This window comes from Microvirga aerilata (assembly GCF_016743775.1).
In the GTDB taxonomy this organism is placed as follows: domain Bacteria; phylum Pseudomonadota; class Alphaproteobacteria; order Rhizobiales; family Beijerinckiaceae; genus Microvirga; species Microvirga aerilata.
On record NZ_JAEQMY010000031.1, the window covers coordinates 16,534 to 33,791 of the forward strand.

General features: G+C 63.1%; 13 protein-coding genes. 5 read left to right on the plus strand and 8 right to left on the minus strand.

All coding sequences use genetic code 11. From position 1 onward, the window contains the following. Positions 1-14 precede the first annotated feature (14 nt). The 3 genes from JKG68_RS18520 to JKG68_RS18530 are packed head-to-tail and all read left to right on the plus strand — an operon-like array spanning position 15 to position 4,872. Positions 15-1,631 (plus strand): hypothetical protein, encoded by a 1,617-nt coding sequence (locus tag JKG68_RS18520; RefSeq protein WP_202062507.1) that lies wholly within the window; start codon positions 15-17, stop codon positions 1,629-1,631. Then, entirely contained in the window at positions 1,628-3,247 is a 1,620-nt protein-coding gene (locus JKG68_RS18525; protein WP_202062509.1) for a hypothetical protein, read from the plus strand. Before JKG68_RS18520 ends, JKG68_RS18525 begins: the two co-directional genes overlap by 4 nt. After that, complete coding sequence (locus tag JKG68_RS18530; RefSeq protein WP_202062511.1) at positions 3,244-4,872, plus strand: hypothetical protein; 1,629 nt, start codon at positions 3,244-3,246, stop codon at positions 4,870-4,872. Before JKG68_RS18525 ends, JKG68_RS18530 begins: the two co-directional genes overlap by 4 nt. A 12-nt stretch (positions 4,873-4,884) precedes the next feature. Here the strand turns inward: JKG68_RS18530 and JKG68_RS18535 are convergent, their stop codons facing one another. Continuing rightward, complete coding sequence (locus JKG68_RS18535) at positions 4,885-6,063, minus strand: glycosyltransferase family 87 protein (RefSeq protein WP_202062513.1); 1,179 nt, start codon at positions 6,061-6,063, stop codon at positions 4,885-4,887. Between the two features lie 273 nt (positions 6,064-6,336). Here JKG68_RS18535 and JKG68_RS18540 point away from each other — a divergent pair, with 273 nt between their 5' ends. Continuing rightward, positions 6,337-7,521, plus strand: coding sequence for a YihY/virulence factor BrkB family protein (locus tag JKG68_RS18540; protein WP_202062515.1), 1,185 nt, complete (start codon positions 6,337-6,339; stop codon positions 7,519-7,521). Between the two features lie 348 nt (positions 7,522-7,869). On the opposite strand, the gene JKG68_RS18545 is transcribed toward JKG68_RS18540, so the two are convergent. The 7 genes from JKG68_RS18545 to JKG68_RS18575 all read right to left on the minus strand — a co-directional run bounded on the left by JKG68_RS18545 (position 7,870) and on the right by JKG68_RS18575 (position 15,800). Continuing rightward, the gene (locus JKG68_RS18545) at positions 7,870-8,904 is read right to left on the minus strand and encodes a UDP-glucuronic acid decarboxylase family protein (RefSeq protein ID WP_202062517.1); all 1,035 of its coding nucleotides are present in this window, start codon (positions 8,902-8,904) and stop codon (positions 7,870-7,872) included. Positions 8,905-9,018: 114 nt separating this feature from the next. After that, positions 9,019-10,128, minus strand: a complete 1,110-nt coding sequence (locus JKG68_RS18550; RefSeq protein WP_202062519.1) for a CgeB family protein — start codon at positions 10,126-10,128, stop codon at positions 9,019-9,021. After that, positions 10,125-11,219, minus strand: a complete 1,095-nt coding sequence (locus JKG68_RS18555; RefSeq protein WP_202062521.1) for a CgeB family protein — start codon at positions 11,217-11,219, stop codon at positions 10,125-10,127. The genes JKG68_RS18550 and JKG68_RS18555 overlap by 4 nt, the downstream gene beginning before the upstream one ends. Further along, positions 11,216-12,328 carry a CgeB family protein gene (locus JKG68_RS18560; RefSeq protein ID WP_202062523.1) on the minus strand — a complete coding sequence of 371 codons (1,113 nt, stop codon included), beginning with the start codon at positions 12,326-12,328 and terminating at the stop codon, positions 11,216-11,218. Before JKG68_RS18560 ends, JKG68_RS18555 begins: the two co-directional genes overlap by 4 nt. After that, on the minus strand, positions 12,325-13,497 hold the full coding sequence (locus tag JKG68_RS18565) for a glycosyltransferase family 4 protein (RefSeq protein ID WP_202062525.1): 1,173 nt from the start codon (positions 13,495-13,497) through the stop codon (positions 12,325-12,327). The genes JKG68_RS18560 and JKG68_RS18565 overlap by 4 nt, the downstream gene beginning before the upstream one ends. A gap of 42 nt (positions 13,498-13,539) precedes the next feature. Next, positions 13,540-14,658, minus strand: coding sequence for an NAD-dependent epimerase/dehydratase family protein (locus JKG68_RS18570; protein WP_202062528.1), 1,119 nt, complete (start codon positions 14,656-14,658; stop codon positions 13,540-13,542). Further along, entirely contained in the window at positions 14,655-15,800 is a 1,146-nt protein-coding gene (locus JKG68_RS18575; protein ID WP_202062574.1) for an NAD-dependent epimerase/dehydratase family protein, read from the minus strand. The genes JKG68_RS18570 and JKG68_RS18575 overlap by 4 nt, the downstream gene beginning before the upstream one ends. A 373-nt stretch (positions 15,801-16,173) precedes the next feature. Between JKG68_RS18575 and JKG68_RS18580 the strand changes: the two genes are divergently transcribed. Next, the gene (locus JKG68_RS18580; RefSeq protein WP_202062530.1) at positions 16,174-17,256 is read left to right on the plus strand and encodes an inositol-3-phosphate synthase; all 1,083 of its coding nucleotides are present in this window, start codon (positions 16,174-16,176) and stop codon (positions 17,254-17,256) included. Positions 17,257-17,258 lie beyond the last annotated feature (2 nt).

Genomic DNA, 17,258 nt, shown 5'->3' on the forward strand with positions numbered 1-17,258 from the left:
GAAGGATGAGGACGATGAGGACCTGGACGGAACGCGCGGCGCCAGTGGGACCGATCCTGCTTGGAGCAGCGGCTCTCTTTGCCCTGCTGCTCGCCCTGCCGGGCCAGACCGTCGCCACCAAGTACCTGAGCGACCTGTTCGTCATCCTCGACGGCACCTACCGGATTGCGGCCGGCCAGATTCCAAATCGTGATTTTCACACGCCCCTTGGTCCTTTGGCCTATTATCTCCCGGCTCTCGGTTACTGGCTCTCCGGAGCCTTGGGCCGCGCAATGCCTGTGGCCATGGCCATCGTCACATGCGGGCTCGCATTGCCGATGGCCTATGTTCTGGCATCGCGGCTGCGTCCAGTGATCGCGATCCCGTTCGGGATCTTCCTGCTTCTCATCGTGGCCGTGCCCATCAACCTCGGAGAGGGGATTACCGCCCTGTCCTTTGCCAAGTATTACAATCGGATCGGCTGGGCGGCCCTCGGCACGCTTCTGGTGATGTACCTGGCGCCCGAGCGCAACCATCCACGCCAGGAGACCTTGGATGCTCTCTGCGCAGCCTTTCTGACGCTGCTGATGCTCTATATGAAGCTCACCTACGGCATCGTCGCCGTGGGCTTCCTCCTGTTCATGCTAACCGATCGCCGACAGCGCCGCTGGTCTGCCGGGGCGGTGGGCATCACCGTCGTCGCAGCGCTCGTCATCGAAGCCTTCTGGCGATCCTCCTTCGCCCATCTTGCCGATCTGCGGCTCGCCGTGGACGTAGGCGGCGTCCTGCGCGGCACTTGGGGGCAGATTACGGATCACATCCTCTTCAACCTCACCGATTACGTTCTGCTGGGGCTGTTCGCAGGCCTCGCATTGCGCAACACCCGCAGCATCCGCGATGCCCTGTTCTACGGCTATTGTGCGGTGGCGGGCTTCCTGATCATCAATCAGAACTTTCAGGCCTGGGGCATCATAAGCCTTCACGCCGCAGCGGCCGTTGCCGCAGAGACCATTCTTCGCGCTCAGGAGCGCCAAGCGCCCGATGCCGATGAACATCGCTGGTCCACGGCGGCGGGCGCGAAGCTTCTGTTCCTGGCTGTGGTTCTGCCAACCATCGTTCATTGTGCAGCCGCTTTGGGGCTTCATACCGTTGCGGCGACCGCTAAAGCCGGCGAACCGGTCGGCCTTCCCCGCTTGGAGCAGGTGAGACTGGCAAACCTTTGGACCTGGAATGACTACGACGCTGCCATTCCATATCTCGCCACATTGCGTGATGGCGTCGAGGCCCTGTCCGGGCTCGACCCGAAGCCTGACGGCATCTTTGTGCTCGATCTTGCAAATCCCTTCTCCATGGCTCTCGATTCCTCGCCTCCCAAGGGCGACACCCCATGGCTCCAATGGGATCGCACCCTGAACGGCACGGCTCATGTGCCGGCAGAGGCGCTGTTCGCCGACGTGCAGATCGTGATGGAGCCGAAGCCGGCAGGCGACAGCAGCTCCACGCAGAGTGCAAGCCAGTCCCTCCAAACTCTGTATGGGTCGTATATCGCGGCCAACTTCGATGTTGCCCGTGAAACGGATCATTGGAAGCTCTACCGCCGCCGCCAGCTCTCCCCGCCTCAAGCGACCCTTCCTGAGGCAGGCCGCTCATGATCGGCGAGGGGGAGAGGTCTCTGTCCAGCGCCGGCGTCATCCTGGCGTCGGCAGCCCTGTTCGCGTTGCTGCTCTGGCTTCCGGGCGAGACCGTCACGACGGCCTACCTCAACGATCTCTTCATTTTCCTGGATGGCGCCTATCGCATCGTGTCCGGCCAGGTGCCGAGCCGTGACTTCCACACGGCCCTGGGTCCCCTGTCCTTCTACGTTCCGGCCCTCGGCTACTGGATATCCGGCACCCTGGGCGGAGCGATGCCAACCGGAATGGCCGCGACCACCGTCGCGCTCGCTTTGCCGATGGCGCATATCTTCAGCTCCCGGTTACGGCCGGCGGTAGCCATCCCGTTTGGGATCTTCGTGCTCCTCATCGTGGCCGTGCCGACAAATCTTGGGGAGGGCATCGCGTCGCTGTCCTTTGCCATGTTCTATAATCGGATCGGCTGGGCGGCTCTGGCCACGCTGCTCGTCATGTATCTGCGCCCTGAACGGATCAGCGCCGGTCAGAACCTCCTGGACGCCCTCTGCGCGGCAGGGCTTACGCTGGCGATGGTCTACATCAAGGCTACCTATGGCTTGGTTGCTCTGGCCTTTCTGGCCTTCATGCTGTTCGACAAGCACCAGCGCCGCTGGGCTCTGATGGCACTAGGCCTGACCCTTGCCTGTGCGCTGGTCATCGAACTTTTCTGGCAGGGAACGAGAGCCCATCTCGACGATCTCATCCTTACTGGAAAGGTAAGCGGCTCCCGCGGAATGGTCGATCTGGCGCTCGGCTTCCTCAGGCATCTGGCCGATTACGTGATCCTGGCCATTCTCGCCGTTCCGGCTGTTTGGCGGACCCGCAGCCTGCGTGACTTCCTGTTCTTCGGAATCTGTGCAGGCCCCGGGCTCATGATCCAAAATCAGAACTCCCAACCTTGGGGGATCATCACCATCTTCGCCGGCGCTGCCGTGGCGGCGGAGATCCTCATGCGCACCAGCAAGCAGCCCCAGCCCGAGGCGCGTTTCCTGACGCGCTCCGGAGCGCCCCTTGTGCTGCTGGCCTTTCTCCTGCCGACAAGCATCCATTGCTTCATGGCCCTCTGCGTGCACACGACCGCTGCCACCATGCGCGCGGGGCAGCCCTTCGGGCTGCCCCGGTTCGACGGACTCAGGCTGACAACCCTTTGGGTGCCGGGCGACCGCAGCTTCATGACCGGCTATCTTTCCAGCATCCAGGAAGGCGCGCGCCTGTTGAGCGAGCTGCCATTCAAGCCTGAGCGCGTTTCTGTGCTTGATTTCGCCAATCCTTTTTCGGCAGGCTTGGGCCTGCCGCCGCCCCGTGGCGACAATGCTTGGCTTCATTGGGGGCGCAATGTGAACGACGCCCACTTCCTTCCCCCGGAGCAGTTGCTCGGTGACGTGGATGTTCTGATGGAGCCCAAATGGGGGATCAACAACCTTCCCCTCAGCAGCCTCTATGGAAGCTACATCCGGGAGGCCTTCGAGCCGGTGCGTGAGACGGATCTATGGATCGTCCATCGCCGCCGGGAGCCTAAAGCGTTGAGCCGCTCCGAACCTTCGATGGAACCAGAGCAACTATCCCGTGTTGGGGCTGGGGACGGAATTTCACGATGACTGTTTTGACGAAGCGCCCGGCATCCGTCGCGATGCTTGTGGTTGCCATGGCGGCGATCTGCGCCCTGCTGCTCGCGCTGCCAGGTCAGACAGTCACGACCAAGTATATGAACGACTTGTTCATTTTCATCGACGGCGTTCACCGCGTCTCTTTGGGCCAAGTTCCCAACGTTGACTTTCATACGGCGCTCGGCCCACTTGTCTATTACGCTCCAGCGTTAGGCTACTGGATGTCCGGCCATCTCGGCGCGGCCATGCCGGTCGGGATGGCGCTTCTGGTTCTCGCCCTGGCGCCGGCTGCCGCCCACATCCTCAGCTCGCGCCTGCGGCCTGCCATCGCCCTTCCGCTTGCGGCCTTTCTGATTCTGATCGCAGCAGTTCCTATCAATCTCGGCGAAGGCATCGGCGCCCTCTCATTCGCCATGTTCTACAACCGGATCGGCTGGTCGGCTCTGGGCATTCTGGTGATCCTGTATCTGCAGCCTGCGCACGCTCGCCCTTATCAGAGGACCCTCGACGCCTTGTGCGCCGCGCTCCTCGTTCTCATCATGCTGTACATCAAGGTCAGCTATGGAGTCGTGTCGCTGGCCTTTCTCGGCTTGCTGCTGCTCGATTCACGCCAGCGTGTCTGGGCCGTGGCTGCCATCGGCCTTGTCGTCACGGCGGGCCTTGTAGTCGAAGCCCTCTGGGGCGGGACGGCAGCCCATATCGCCGACCTGGTTCTGGCGAGCGAGGTGAGCGGCAGCCTGAAGACCATCGACGAGCTTGCCTCGGTCGTCTTCAGAAACCTTGCCGACTACACGCTGTTCGGTCTTTTCACGGCCTTCGCCCTCTGGCGCACCCGGAGCATCCGCGACTTCCTGTTCTTTGGATTTTGCGCAGGCTCCGGCTTCATGCTCATCACGCAAAACTTCCAGAACTGGGGGATCATCACCCTTCCGGCGGGAGCGGCCGTAGCCGCGGAGATGCTGGCTCGCTCAGGCAGCTTCGAGGCGGCCGACAAGCGCCGCCGGTCATGGGCTGCCGGCACGCAGCTTCTCCTCCTGGCGTTCATCCTGCCGAGCAGCATTCACCATGCTGCGGCCCTGGGGCTTCATGCAGGCCTTGCCAGCACGCAGCAGGGGCAGGCGGTGCCGCTGCCGAAGTTTGAGCGGATCAGGCTCGTGCAGCTGTGGACGGAAGGGGATTATCCTGTCTTCTCCCGATATCTTGCCAGTCTCGACGATGGCGCGCGAGCCCTCGCGGGCCTTGAGCAGAACGTCGATCGCGTGCATGTGCTCGACTTCGTAGGCCCGTTCTCGGCCGGTCTCGGCCTCGCGCCACCGCAAGGAGACAGCACCTGGCATCACTGGGGGCGCACGGTCAACGAGTACCACTATCTGCCGCCGGAAGCGCTCCTGCGCGATGTCCGGATCGTCATGGAGCCCAAATGGCCTATCGAGGCCTCGACCGCCGAAGGGCTTCGCCGGATCTATGCCGACTATCTCTCCGAGCGTTACGAGCTCGCTCAGGAAACGACAGATTGGAAAATCTACATCCCGCGCGAGCCCTCCGAGACTGTCAGCCGGTCCTCCGGATCTGATCCGGAGGACAATCAGGACCTGACGTCGTCAAGCGGCGGCTGACCCAAAGCCCTCTCAGGAAGCGCTGCCGGAATAAGACTTTTCAGGAAGCGCCGCTCGGGTCTGCCTGCTGAGGCCACCCTCCTTCATGCGCTGCCATTCATCCATCATGAGCATGGCAAGGCAAAGCACTAGGGCCCATCCATAGACCGACCCGATGGTCAGCTGGATCCAGGTTGCTTTCGTGAACTGATCGATAACGAACGGGACGGGAATGATCAGGAGGAGCGCTACGATGCGCATCACGGGCCGATGCCAATGCACCAGGAATACCGGCAGCAGGAACAGGGTGTAGTGGATCCAGCCCAGGGGCGAAGCCAGAAGAGCGGCGACGAGCGCCAGTGCACTGGCGGCTAGAACGTTCGGCCGCAGCCGGAAGGCCCATAAGGCCAGCCCTGCCAGCAGGGCGAGGCTGAGGATCAGCCCCAGCAACGGCACCCCTGCCCGAGCCGAAAGACCCGCAAAGGATCCGTTCGTGAGAAAGAAGGCTCTCTCCCTATCGGACGCCACGAGCTCGAACCATTGCCGGTAGATTTCAGGTCCGTAAACCAGGAGCGGGATTGCACTGATGATCCCTGCCGTCAAACCGGCAGCAACCACCGGCCGGTAATAGCCGGACAGGAACAGGAGCGCAGGCCAGACCAGGAAATTCGGCTTCATCGCCACGATGATCCCGATGAGGATGCCTGCCGCGAGACCTTGGCCTCGCTCGAGCAGCAGCCAAGCCGCAACGCCTGCGAAAACCAGCGGCAGATAGATCTGCCCCAGGAACAGCGTGTCCCAGAAGCCTGCGAGCGCGAAAGCCCACAGGGCGAAGATCATGGCCTGCACCCCTCCGAAGCGGCGGGCCAGGAGAAAAACCGTGGCGGCATAGAAGGCGATCGAGATCCAGCGCCAGATCCTGTAGGCCATATGCGGGTCGGCCACGTCGAAAACCCGGAAGAGCAGCGCTGAGATCGGAGGATTGAGGTTCGGGTTCCACGACTCGAACCCTGGCAGCTCCACATGGAGCGTCAGCTCATAGATCCCGTAAGGGTTCAGGCCCTCTTTCGCAGCGCGGGCCGATGCCACGAAGGACCCGAAATCCCATAAGCCGCCCTCATGGGCAATGCGAGGAAACTCGGCCCAGATGGCAAGAACCGCCAGAACGGCCACGATAAGGCTTGGTATCCAGCGCGTTGCGGCCGTCATCATCGGGGTCCTGACTCAATGAAAAGTTTAGGGGAAGCTTGCTGGAACTAGCGCGGCACGGCCGAAGGCCTAGCCCTCCGGGACAATGCGCGAGGGCCCTTGAGGCTTTTCGCTGGCTGCCGCGGAGCGCCCCTGGGACCGGATCCCAAGCCGCATCTTTCAGGCAGCTCCTTTCCGGGACAGGGTAAGTGCATGGAACCGCTGAGTTCTTCGGGAGGTTTACGGTTGAGCCAAGCCGTTACGGCTGGCATTCGGTAAATGAGGCTCTGTTCAAACATGGCGAACAATCCGGCTGTCCGGCAATCTGAGACGAACCGATCATCATCGACAGTCACGACTATGTGGGCAGTGGTCCTCGGATGGGCGCTCGTCAGGCTCGTTGCGGGAGGAGAGCGCGCGCCCGTCCCGGCTGCAGGCCGGCGCCCTCCGCAGGCGACAGGTCAGGGCCGGCAACCCCGGCAAGCCGATACGGGATTTTCAGAGAAACAGCATGCTCCACCGCATGCCGCCGCCGAGCAAGGGCGCGGCAGAGAAGCCACTACTCCCACAGAAATACCAGCGCAGGGCTGGAAGGACGTCCTCTGGCGCACCTATGAGGAATTCGGCAAGGACCGGATCATGTCGGTGGCGGCTGGCGTCACCTATTATGCTCTGCTGGCCGTATTTCCTGCGATTGCCGCCCTGGTCTCCATCTACGGCCTCTTTGCCGACCCGGCCACGATTCAGGATCACCTCAACGCCATGTCGGGCGTCATGCCCAGCGGAGCGCTCGACATCGTGAGGGAGCAGGTCTCCCGCATCGCCTCGCAAGGCGGCGGCGCCTTGAGCTTCGGCTTCATCTTCGGCCTGGTCCTTTCGCTCTGGAGCGCCAATGCCGGCATGAAGGCCGTCTTCGATGCGTTGAACATCGTCTATGACGAGGAGGAGAAGAGAAGCTTCTTCAAGCTCAATCTGATGTCGCTTTCCTTCACCCTGGGCGCCATCTTCTTTATCCTGCTCGCCATCGCCGGCATCATCGTTCTCCCGATCGTGCTCGACTTCATCGGCCTGGGACAAGGAACGGAGTGGCTCCTGGCCCTAGCGCGTTGGCCGATCCTTCTTGCCGGCGTGGTTGCGGGCCTGTCGCTGATCTACCGCTTCGGCCCGAGCCGGGACAAAGCCGAATGGCGCTGGGTTACGCCCGGAGGCATCTTCGCCGCCATCCTGTGGGTTGCCGGCTCGATGCTCTTCTCCTGGTACGTGGCGAACTTCGGAAGCTACAACGAGACCTATGGCTCGCTTGGTGCCGTCATCGGCTTCATGACCTGGATCTGGCTTTCGACCGTTGTCATCCTGCTGGGCGCGGAGATCAATGCCGAGACGGAGCACCAGACGGCCAAGGACACCACGGAAGGCACCCATCAGCCCATGGGCGCGCGTGGCGCACAGATGGCCGATACGATCGGCGTTGCAAAGACCTGAGGTCTTCCTCCTCACCTTGTCGGAGAAGGCGCTCCGTCCAAGAGCGCCTTCATGCTTTCCTGCATATGGCGCGAAACCTGACAGGCTTCCCATGCACCGTACAGGAGCAAACCAAACCTGTTGGATCCATCATGCCAGGACGCCGGAGAAGCACCCGCTTGCTTGCAGCGGGATGATTGCTCGGGATCAGTTTATCCGGGCTCTGTCAAAGCCCCGGGAAGTCCGCACGCAGCCTCTTTCCGGCTTCACTATCGGGGCTTGGCCTGAGCGAAAAATGCGCCGGCTGGGCCAGCGCACCGTCTTCTGCGAAGCCCGCGCAAAGACGGGCTGTTTCAGCAGGTCAGCAGGTCAGACCTGACCCGCCGAAACCACGCTCTCGAGCATCGGTTGAGGGCGGACCGCCTTGCCTTCACCGGCCCGTTCATCCGAGAACCAGGAGATCGTCGCCTTCAGGCCAGCATCGAGCGGCATACGCGGCGACCAGCCAAGGAGTTGCTTGGCGCGTGTGATATCGGGGCGGCGGCGGCGGGGATCATCGACAGGCAGAGGGCGCGTGACAATGCGGGAAGAAGATCCCGTCATGGCCAGGACGCGCTTTGCCAGATCGCCAACGGTGAGCTCGACCGGGTTGCCGAGATTGACGGCTCCGGGGAACGCTCCTTTGTAGGCCATCAGGCGCATGAAGCCGTCGATGAGGTCCGACACATAGCAGAACGAGCGGGTTTGGCTTCCGTCACCATAAACCGTGATGTCTTCACCGGCGAGGGCCTGACAGATGACATTCGACACCACTCGTCCGTCGTCGGCGCGCATGCGCGGTCCATAGGTATTGAAGATGCGGGCCACCCGAACGTCTGCCCGCCCGGAGCGGTCGAAGTCGAAGGTCAGCGTCTCTGCGGCGCGCTTGCCCTCGTCATAGCATGCCCGGGGGCCTGTCGGGTTCACATTGCCCCAGTAGCTCTCGGGCTGCGGGTGAACCTCGGGGTCGCCATAGATCTCGCTCGTGGACGCGAGAAAAAAGCGCGCGCCCGTTGCCTCGGCGAAGGTGAGCAGGTTGTGCGTGCCGACCACGCTGGTCAGCATCGTGTGCTCCGGATCCGCCTGGTAATGGGGAGGAGAAGCCGCGCAGGCGAGATTGAAAACCTCGTCGATCTGCAAACGCTTGGAACGCAGGCGCGCGGGCAGCGGCTTGATGATGTCGCTGTCGATCAGATCGAACCGCGGCTCGCGCTCGAGGTGGCGGAGGTTCTGTTTTCGTCCTGTTTGAAAGTTGTCGAGAGCGATGACGTGAGCGCCTTCACTCAGAAGAGCATCGCACAGGTGAGATCCGAGGAAACCGGCTCCACCTGCAACAAGGACGTGCTTGCTTTTGCCATTCTTCATGAAGACGATCTCCCTATCAGACCGCCGACAGCGGTCCCGAGGTACAAACCTTTGTTGGTCCAACGTCGAAGCTTGGCATTGGTTCAATGCCGGCTTCAGAATCTATTCACACGCTCACACCTCGACCTCATAGGCGAGATGATGTCTCTCGCTATGGCGGCGCGAAGCCTCCAGGAGATCCCGCTCCATCGAGGCTGCGCGATGGGCAGCCGTATGTTCGGTGAGGATCCGTTGCTGCGCAGCGGCTCCCAAGGCTTCGCGCTGAGCTTCGGACCATGTATCGAGCACATCGAGAACCTCCTCGGGCTTTTCCGCGAGAACGATTTCACGACTTGGTTCCAGGAGAGTATCGATGCCATCCCAGATGTCGGAGATGATCGGGGTTCCGCAGGCTGCCGCCTCGAAGAGGCGAACGCTGGGGCTGTATCCGGCCCGGATCATGTCGGCACGCGTCACGTTGAGCGTGTAGCGGCTCTGGGCATAAAAGTCCGGGTGGTCGCTCGGCGGCACGTGGTCGATGCGCTCGACATTGTCTGGCCAGACGATGTCAGCCGGGTACTGAGGCCCCGCCACCACGAAGCGCAGATGCGGTGCGCGCCGGGCAGGCTCGATCAGGAGCTTCTCCAAGGTTGGCTGCCGGTCCGGGCTGTAGGTGCCGAGATAGCTGAGATCCCAGCGCTTTTCACTGCTCAACGCAGGATACGCGTCCGGGTCGACGGAGCAGTAGAGCGCCCTTGCGGCCGGCGAGCCGTAGCGATCCATCAGGAGATCGAGCGTCGGGCCGCCCGTGAAGGAAAAATAGATGCTGTAATCGGGGATGAGGTTCGGCGCGAGATACTCGTAATCGCCGCGTTCCAGCTTTGCGAGCGTCACAGGCGTGTCGATGTCGTAGAAAGCCACCACACCTCGTGCCGTCCGTTGAGCCCAGAGGCCGACCTCGACACCCTCCGGCACGTAGGAGCCAACGATCACGGCATCGGCGTCTGCAACCGCATCCTGGTAGCGCCCGAGATCGTCCAGGCTCGTGTAGAATTCCAAACGGCAGAAATCGGGGTCCCTCAGGTCCCGGTTCGAGGCATACCAGGGCACGTCGCGCTCAAGGAAAAGCACGTCGTGTCCGCGTGCCGCAAAAGCTTTCAGCAAGGCGCGGAACGTGGTCGCGTGCCCGTTCCCCCAGGAGGAGGAGAGGCTCAAGCCAAGAACGACGACGCGAAGCTTGGTCACGCCACGCTCCTTTCCCGCTTCTGGGACGCTTCCTGGCGCAGGATGGCGTCAACCTCGGCGCCGCGGCGCGTATAGGTGTGCTCTGCCATGATCCGCGCCCGCGCGGCATCGCCGATGGCCCGCGCACGCTCCGGCGTCAGCGCCTCGACGTGATCGGCCACGTCCTTGCCGTCCCGTGCGACAAGCACCTCCTCACCCTCCTTCAGGAAGAGCTCGAGGCCGATCCATGCGTCGGTTATCAGGCAGGCGCCGGCGCCTGCCGCTTCGAACACGCGTGTTGCGGGCGAGTAGCCGGTGGTGGCCATCGAGTCGCGGGCGATGTTGAGAACCGCGAGCGGACTGGTGTTGAAGGCGTTATGGTCGCGCGTATACACGTGGCCGATATGGCGCACGTTCGACGGCATGCCCTTCGTCTCCCAGCCGTTGCCGCCGATGAGGAAACCTCGGTTGGGCAGGCGGGACGCGGGCTCCAGGAAGAACTGCTCGACGCGTGCCTCCCGGTCGGGCAGGCGATTGCCCAGGAAGGACAGATCCGCCCTGAACCGGTCATCCGCCGGAACCGGATGGTGGGTCGCGGGATCGCAGGCATTGTAGACGGGGATGCAACGGCGAGCCCCGAAGCCTTCGTAAGCCTCGATGACTGGAGGCCCGCCCCCATAGGTGAGCACGAGATCGAGCGCGGGCATCGTGCGATGCAGCGGATGATCCGGGCTCTCGCGCAGCTCGGCCAGCGTTGCAGGGGCGTCCACGTCCCAGAAGATGCGGATAGCGTCGGGACGCGACGCGGCAACCACGCCTTCCAGGAGCTCATTGTCGAACACGCCGACACCGGAGGCCTTTACCACCACATCGGCTTTCGCGGCCTCGGCCACCACGCCACGCATCGCTTCTTCCGTTGCCGGATAGACCTTCACCTCCGCCCATTCCGGCGGCTCGATGTCGCGGTGCTTCTGCCGATCGAAAGCGTCGGGCTCATAGAAGGTTATCTGGTAGCCCCGGCGGGCGAGATCGCTCAAGAGGCCGCGGTAGTAGGTGGCGGCGCCATTCCAGTAGGACGACAGGAGGCTGGAGCCGTAGAAGGCGATTTTCATGCGGACATCTCCATCGGCGCCCCAGCGCCGTAAGTCGCGAGAATGGCGAGAAGCTGCTCGGCCCGGTGGGCACAGGAATGACGGCTGCGGATTGCGGCAAGGCCGTTTTTAACAAGGGAGCGGCGCAGATCGGCATCGTTGCGGACGGCGTTCAGGTGCTGCTCCATCTGCCGCTCATCTCGGGCGACCAGGTAATCCGTTCCCGGATTGAACAACCCTTCCGAGTCGCTCCAGGGCGCCGAGATCAACGGAATGCCGCAGGCGAGCGCCTCGAACACGCGAATGGTGGGAATGCCGGGAAGCATGTCCACATAAAAGCGGCGCGGCACATGCACCGTTGCCAGATGCCGTGCGAAGACCTCCGGAGCGCGGGCGTTCGGGAGCCAGCCGCGGTAGGTCACGCCGTAGCGGGCCAGCGTTTCGAGGGCGTGACCCGGATAGCGCACGCCATAGATCTCGAGCGGCAGGCCAACGGTTTGGGCCGGGCGAAAGAGAAAGCTCTCCAGTTCGGCGCTCCGTTCGTCATCGCCCCAGTTGCCGATCCAGACGAGGTCGTCACGCTTCGTCTCCTCGACCGGCGGGTGGAAGAGCCGCGTATCGGCAGCCTCATGCCAGACGAAGACCCGATTGCCCCAGCCCCAGCGCCGGTAGACCTCCGCGAGGGTTTCGCCAAAAGCCAAAACCCCGTCATAGCCGTCGAGATCGAACTGGCGGATGGCATTGGGATCGCTCACCGCCCTGTGATGCGTGTCGTGGAACAGAAGCGTGAACGCTGCCCCTTCCCGGCGCATCTTCCCGATGGCGGCAACAAGCCATGGATCGTTCCACTCATGTACGATGACCACGTCAGCATCGGCGAGAGCCTCACGAAGATCCAGGTCTGGATCGAACACCTGCGAGGACAGCTCCGGGTAGAGGCTATGATAGGCATCGAGCCCGACCTCCCCGTGGTCCTTCAGCAGGTTCTCCAGGCTCCAAGCGCCTCTCGGCTCATAGGCCGTGACCTCGTGCCCGCCGTGAACGAGCTCACGCAGAACGCCGCGCAGGAAATGCGCGTTGCCGTGGTTCCAGCAGGAGGCAAGGGAATGCGTGAAATAAGCAAACTTCATGCGGCAGCGCCCTCAAGGGAAGATTCATGGGATGACCGGGCGAGCACCGAACGATAGGCCGCCAATACGCCGGCGCTCATGACGTCAACCGTGTAGGCGTCGGCACGCCTGCGAGCGGCGCGACCCAGATCGGCACGGGCTTGCGCATCCTGCACGAGGCGCTCGACGGCAGCCACGATGGCCTCCTCGTCATCCGTCGGCACGAAAACGGCGGCGCCCTCCCACAATTCTCGGAAGGTCTCGATGTCGGACAGGATCAGCGGGCAGCCTGCCTGAGCCGCTTCCAGCACCGCGAGTCCGAAGGGCTCATAGCGAGCGGCTGAAACGAAAATCGGGTTCGCGCTCAGATGCCGTGCGATCTCCGTGTCGCTCACCCGGCCCAGAGCTTTGACGGCGTGGGCCTCGATCCGTGCGCCGTTCGGCCCCTGAAGAGGCCCGGCTGCGAGAACCGGAACGGAGAGGCGCGCTGCCGCGCGGTCGATGACGGCAAAATTCTTGCCTTCGTCCCACAGGCGTCCCGCGGTGAAAACGAAAGGTTCGGTGGAAGCGCGGGTCTCAAGGTTCGGACTGCGCCTTCCGTTTCTGACGACGAGAGGCGCGTCCGCAAGATCGTAGACCTGGGCGGTCGTCCGGGCGAAGGCCTGGGTCGGGGCCAGCAGCCTGTCGGCGGCTGCGTATCCCTGTCCAACCATGTCCATGCGCCAGACGAACGCTTCCGGCAGAGCGCCGCCCTTGACGGCCTGCCACCATGTGGCAACGCAGGAATGGCAGACTGCCACGACAGGAGCGTCGAACCTGGCGCTTGCGGCCAAGGCCGGCGAGTTGAGATGGACAATGTTCGGCTTGACCTGCGCGGCGATGCGGGCAATGGCGCGGCCTGCCTCCTCGACCTCTTCCCGAGCCTCGGCGGTCCAATCGAGAGGAAGACCTGTCAGGATGAGCTGCGCGCCGGCGGCTTCGGCGGTTGCCTGCTGATCGACGGACGGAGCGGGTCCAAGCACCGCAAGCGTCGTCTCGACGCCATGCCGGCGCAGGCTCTCCGCAAGATCCAAGGCATATTGCCAGACCCCACCGACCGCGTCCGCCGTCATCAGCACATGCAGGCCTGCCCCATCGAGCGAAACGGATGCCGGGACCTGCCCTGTTTCATTGAGAGAGGGCGACGACATGGCTGCTCTCGACGTGACGCAACACAGGGCCGAGAAACGCTCTCATGACAGAGCCTCGGCAGCCTGAAGGCGGGAGCCGGACGCCTCCAGGCGCGGCAGTCCCCTCTCCTGCTGCAGCCACCCTGCAAGAGCCGCAACGCCCTTGAGCCATGAGACCGGCGGCTTCAGACCCAGCTCCTGGGTCACGAGGCGGGTATCGGAGACGTAGTAGCGTTGATCCCCGGCCCGCCAATCGGAATAGATCGTCTCGACCGGCCGTCCGATCACGTCCTCGATATGCCTGATGAGCTGCCTGAGGCTGATCGCGTTTGTGGGGCCTCCGCCGAGATTGAAGGCGTGCCCCTGAACGGCGTCGATCTGCTTCCATGCGCAAGCATAGGCCTCGACCGCATCGGAGATGTCGAGCACGTCGCGCACCTGACAGCCATCGCCATAGATCGTGATCGGCTCGCCCTGAAGGGCGCGGATCAGGAAATGAGCCACCCAGCCCTGATCCTCGGTTCCCATCTGCCGCTGACCATAGATGCAGCTCATGCGCATGACGCAGGTGGGAATGCCGAACGAGCGGGCATAGTCCAGAACGTACTGATCGGCCGCTCCCTTCGAGCAGCCGTAGGGCGTATGAAAATCGAGGGGACGGCCTTCGCCGATGCCTGCATCCCGGATGGCGGGATTGCGCGGCTTGTAGGCGTCGTTCGTCTTCTCGAGCTCCACATCGGCAAGGTCGCCGTAGACCTTGTTGGTGGAGGCGAAAATCAACGGCACCCGCTCGTTGCGGGTGCGGAGCGCATCGAGCAGGTTCAAGGTGCCGCGAATGTTGATCTCGAAATCCTCGCGGGGATCGACGAGGCTCGTCGTGACCGCCACCTGGGCGGCCATGTGGAAGACGGCCTGCGCCTCGCCCGCCGCATCGGCCACGGCCGTCTCGTCCCGGATATCGCCGATCACGGACGAGATCCTGTTCGGATGCCGCTTCTTCAGCCATTCGAGATTGCGGTCGACCCCCGGGCGGGCCAGGGCGTCGTAGACGAGAACGTCATGACCCTCGCTTGCGAAGCGGTCGGCGAGGTTCGAGCCGATGAAGCCCGCCCCGCCGGTGATCAGGATGGGCTTGCGGCGGGATATGGCAGGCGCATCGGCCGTTATGTCGGTTTTTCTCATGCCACGAGGCCCCGCGCTTCAAGCTCCTTGCGAGCCTCCTGAACGAGATCCTTGGCCTCCTGCTTTGCAACCCATTCGGCGAGCTCGGCCAGGCCCTCCGAGAAATCCTTCTTGGGAGCGTAGCCCAGCTCCTGCTGAATCTTGGTGATGTCGGCGATGCAGTGGCGGATGTCGCCGATGCGCGCTTTGCCGGCGATCTCAGGCGCCATCGGCCGGTTCATGGCCTGGGACAGAAGCTCCGCCACGTCGGAGACGGTCCGATCCTGCCCGCTGCCCACATTATAGACGCCGCCCGGCGCCTTCTCGTGCTCGAGCGCGAGAACAAAGGCCTGGGCCACGTCTTCCACGTGAACGAAGTCGCGGCGCTGCTGGCCGTCCTCGAAGATCATCGGAGGCTGCCCGTTGTGGAGGCGAGATGCGAAGATGGCGAGAACGCCCGTGTAGGGATTGGACAGAGCCTGACCCGGCCCATAGGCATTCCAGAGCCTGAGCGCCACGCCCTCCATGCCGTAGGCGGGGCAAAGGGTCAGGGTCAGGCGCTCCTGGACGTATTTGGACAGCGCGTAGACGGACGCCAGAGCCGGCTTCTTCCACTCGGGGGTCGGCACCGGGACGAGGGGGCGGCCCTGCTCGTCGAGCGGATCCCAGGGGTCGCTCTCGCTGGCGCGCGGCGCGCGGACGATGTCCTCCATGATCCGGCCATCCGCATCCTTGTAGAGGCCTTCGCCATAGATGCTCATGGACGAGGCCACGACCACGCGCTTGACCGGGTTGTCGATGAGCTGCTGGAACAGCACCGCCGTGCCGTAATCGTTGACGGAAACGTAGCGGTCGACCGCATACATGCTCTGGCCGACGCCGACCTCGGCCGCAAGGTGGACCACCTTCGTGGCGCCCTTCAGAGCCCGGAGCAGGGCCGTCTCGTCGCGCACGTCGCCGACGACCACCTCGACCTCGGGATCGAGCCCATCGGCCTGCGTCTTGTCGCCGTGCACCTGCTCGATGAGGCTGTCGAGCACGCGGACCCGGTGCCCACGCTCCAGGCAAGCACGCGCAACATAACGCCCGATAAAGCCTGCGCCGCCGGTAATGAGGATCGTATCCGTCACGAGATGCCTCCGGATCTGCCAAATAATCTGCATGCCATCGAGCAGGAGGGAGAGCGCAGTCTGTTTCTTGAGTGGAAAAGCGACGCGGGACATTCGCTTTCCAGGCAGAAATCAGGCATAAGGGCATATACGGCAGCGGCCGCCATGCCTTGCATTCCCCTTAGCAAGCTTGGCCTTTCGGTTTGAAAACGCCAAAGCTTCATCTTTGTTCCTCGATCCCTGAGTAGTTTGGTCACTTGCGCACCAAGGCAAGAGTCTCAAGGGGAAATCCGCAGGGAACTACATACCTTTCTCAAACGTTGACGGCCAAGCTTAGGACCATGCCGTCCGGCGTTTGCCTGCTGCTGCCTTGGCGGCTCGCTTGAACAGCGGGGCAAATGTGCGGTGGCATAAGGGGAGATCCGTCATGAATTCGAGAAAGGTCCGCGTGGGGATCGTGGGTGTCGGCAATTGCGCCTCATCCTTCGTGCAGGGTCTTTCCTATTACAGGGATGCCAAAGGCAACGAGCCCGTGCCCGGGCTGATGAATGTCGAGATCGGCGGCTATCATGTGAGCGATGTGGAGGTATCCGCAGCTTTCGACGTGAACGCCTCGAAGGTCGGCCGGGACGTGTCGGAGGCGATTTTCGCCCAGCCCAACAACACCCAGCGCTTCGCGGCCGTGCCGCACAGTGGAATCATCGTCAACAGAGGCAAAACCCTCGACGGCATCGGCAAGTACCTGCGCGACGAGATCGAGGAGTCCGGGGACGCCGAGGCGGACGTCGCCGAGATCCTGCGCCAGTCCAAGACCGATGTTCTCGTTTCCTATCTGCCCGTGGGCTCGCAGAAGGCGAGCGAATGGTATGCCGAGCGGGCGCTCGAGGCGGGCTGCGCCTTCGTGAACTGCATTCCCGTGTTCATCGCCTCGAATCCGGAATGGCGCAAGCGCTTCGAGGAACGCGGCCTACCCATCGTGGGCGACGACATCAAGAGCCAGGTCGGCGCCACCATCGTCCACCGCGTGCTCGCCAACCTCTTCCGTGAGCGGGGCGTGCGCCTCGACCGGACCTATCAGCTCAATTTCGGCGGCAACACCGACTTCCAGAACATGCTGGAGCGGGAGCGCCTCGAGTCCAAGAAGATTTCCAAGACGCAGGCCGTATCGAGCCAGCTCGACATCCCCCTTCCGGCCGACGACATCCATGTTGGGCCCAGCGATCACGTGCCGTGGCTCACGGACCGCAAATGGGCCTATATCCGGCTGGAAGGAACGACCTTCGGCGGCGTGCCGCTGAACATGGAGGTGAAGCTCGAAGTCTGGGACTCGCCCAACTCCGCCGGCATCGTGATCGATGCCGTCCGCTGCGCGAAGCTCGCCATGGACCGCAAGATCGGCGGCGCGCTGACCGGCCCCTCCAGCTACTTCATGAAATCGCCGCCGCAGCAATTCACCGACAACGAGGCCCGGGACAGGACCATCAGCTTCATCAACGGCGATGAAGAATAAGG

Bases quoted from the DNA above. Each gene is read 5' to 3' on its own strand.
- JKG68_RS18565 (WP_202062525.1), bottom strand. From the start codon at position 13,497: ATGTCGTCGCCCTCTCTCAATGAAACAGGGCAGGTCCCGGCATCCGTT.
- JKG68_RS18545 (WP_202062517.1), bottom strand. From the start codon at position 8,904: ATGAAGAATGGCAAAAGCAAGCACGTCCTTGTTGCAGGTGGAGCCGGT.
- JKG68_RS18525 (WP_202062509.1), top strand. From the start codon at position 1,628: ATGATCGGCGAGGGGGAGAGGTCTCTGTCCAGCGCCGGCGTCATCCTG.
- JKG68_RS18560 (WP_202062523.1), bottom strand. From the start codon at position 12,328: ATGAAGTTTGCTTATTTCACGCATTCCCTTGCCTCCTGCTGGAACCAC.
- JKG68_RS18570 (WP_202062528.1), bottom strand. From the start codon at position 14,658: ATGAGAAAAACCGACATAACGGCCGATGCGCCTGCCATATCCCGCCGC.
- JKG68_RS18540 (WP_202062515.1), top strand. From the start codon at position 6,337: ATGGCGAACAATCCGGCTGTCCGGCAATCTGAGACGAACCGATCATCA.
- JKG68_RS18520 (WP_202062507.1), top strand. From the start codon at position 15: ATGAGGACCTGGACGGAACGCGCGGCGCCAGTGGGACCGATCCTGCTT.
- JKG68_RS18535 (WP_202062513.1), bottom strand. From the start codon at position 6,063: ATGATGACGGCCGCAACGCGCTGGATACCAAGCCTTATCGTGGCCGTT.
- JKG68_RS18575 (WP_202062574.1), bottom strand. From the start codon at position 15,800: ATGCAGATTATTTGGCAGATCCGGAGGCATCTCGTGACGGATACGATC.
- JKG68_RS18530 (WP_202062511.1), top strand. From the start codon at position 3,244: ATGACTGTTTTGACGAAGCGCCCGGCATCCGTCGCGATGCTTGTGGTT.
- JKG68_RS18555 (WP_202062521.1), bottom strand. From the start codon at position 11,219: ATGAAAATCGCCTTCTACGGCTCCAGCCTCCTGTCGTCCTACTGGAAT.
- JKG68_RS18580 (WP_202062530.1), top strand. From the start codon at position 16,174: ATGAATTCGAGAAAGGTCCGCGTGGGGATCGTGGGTGTCGGCAATTGC.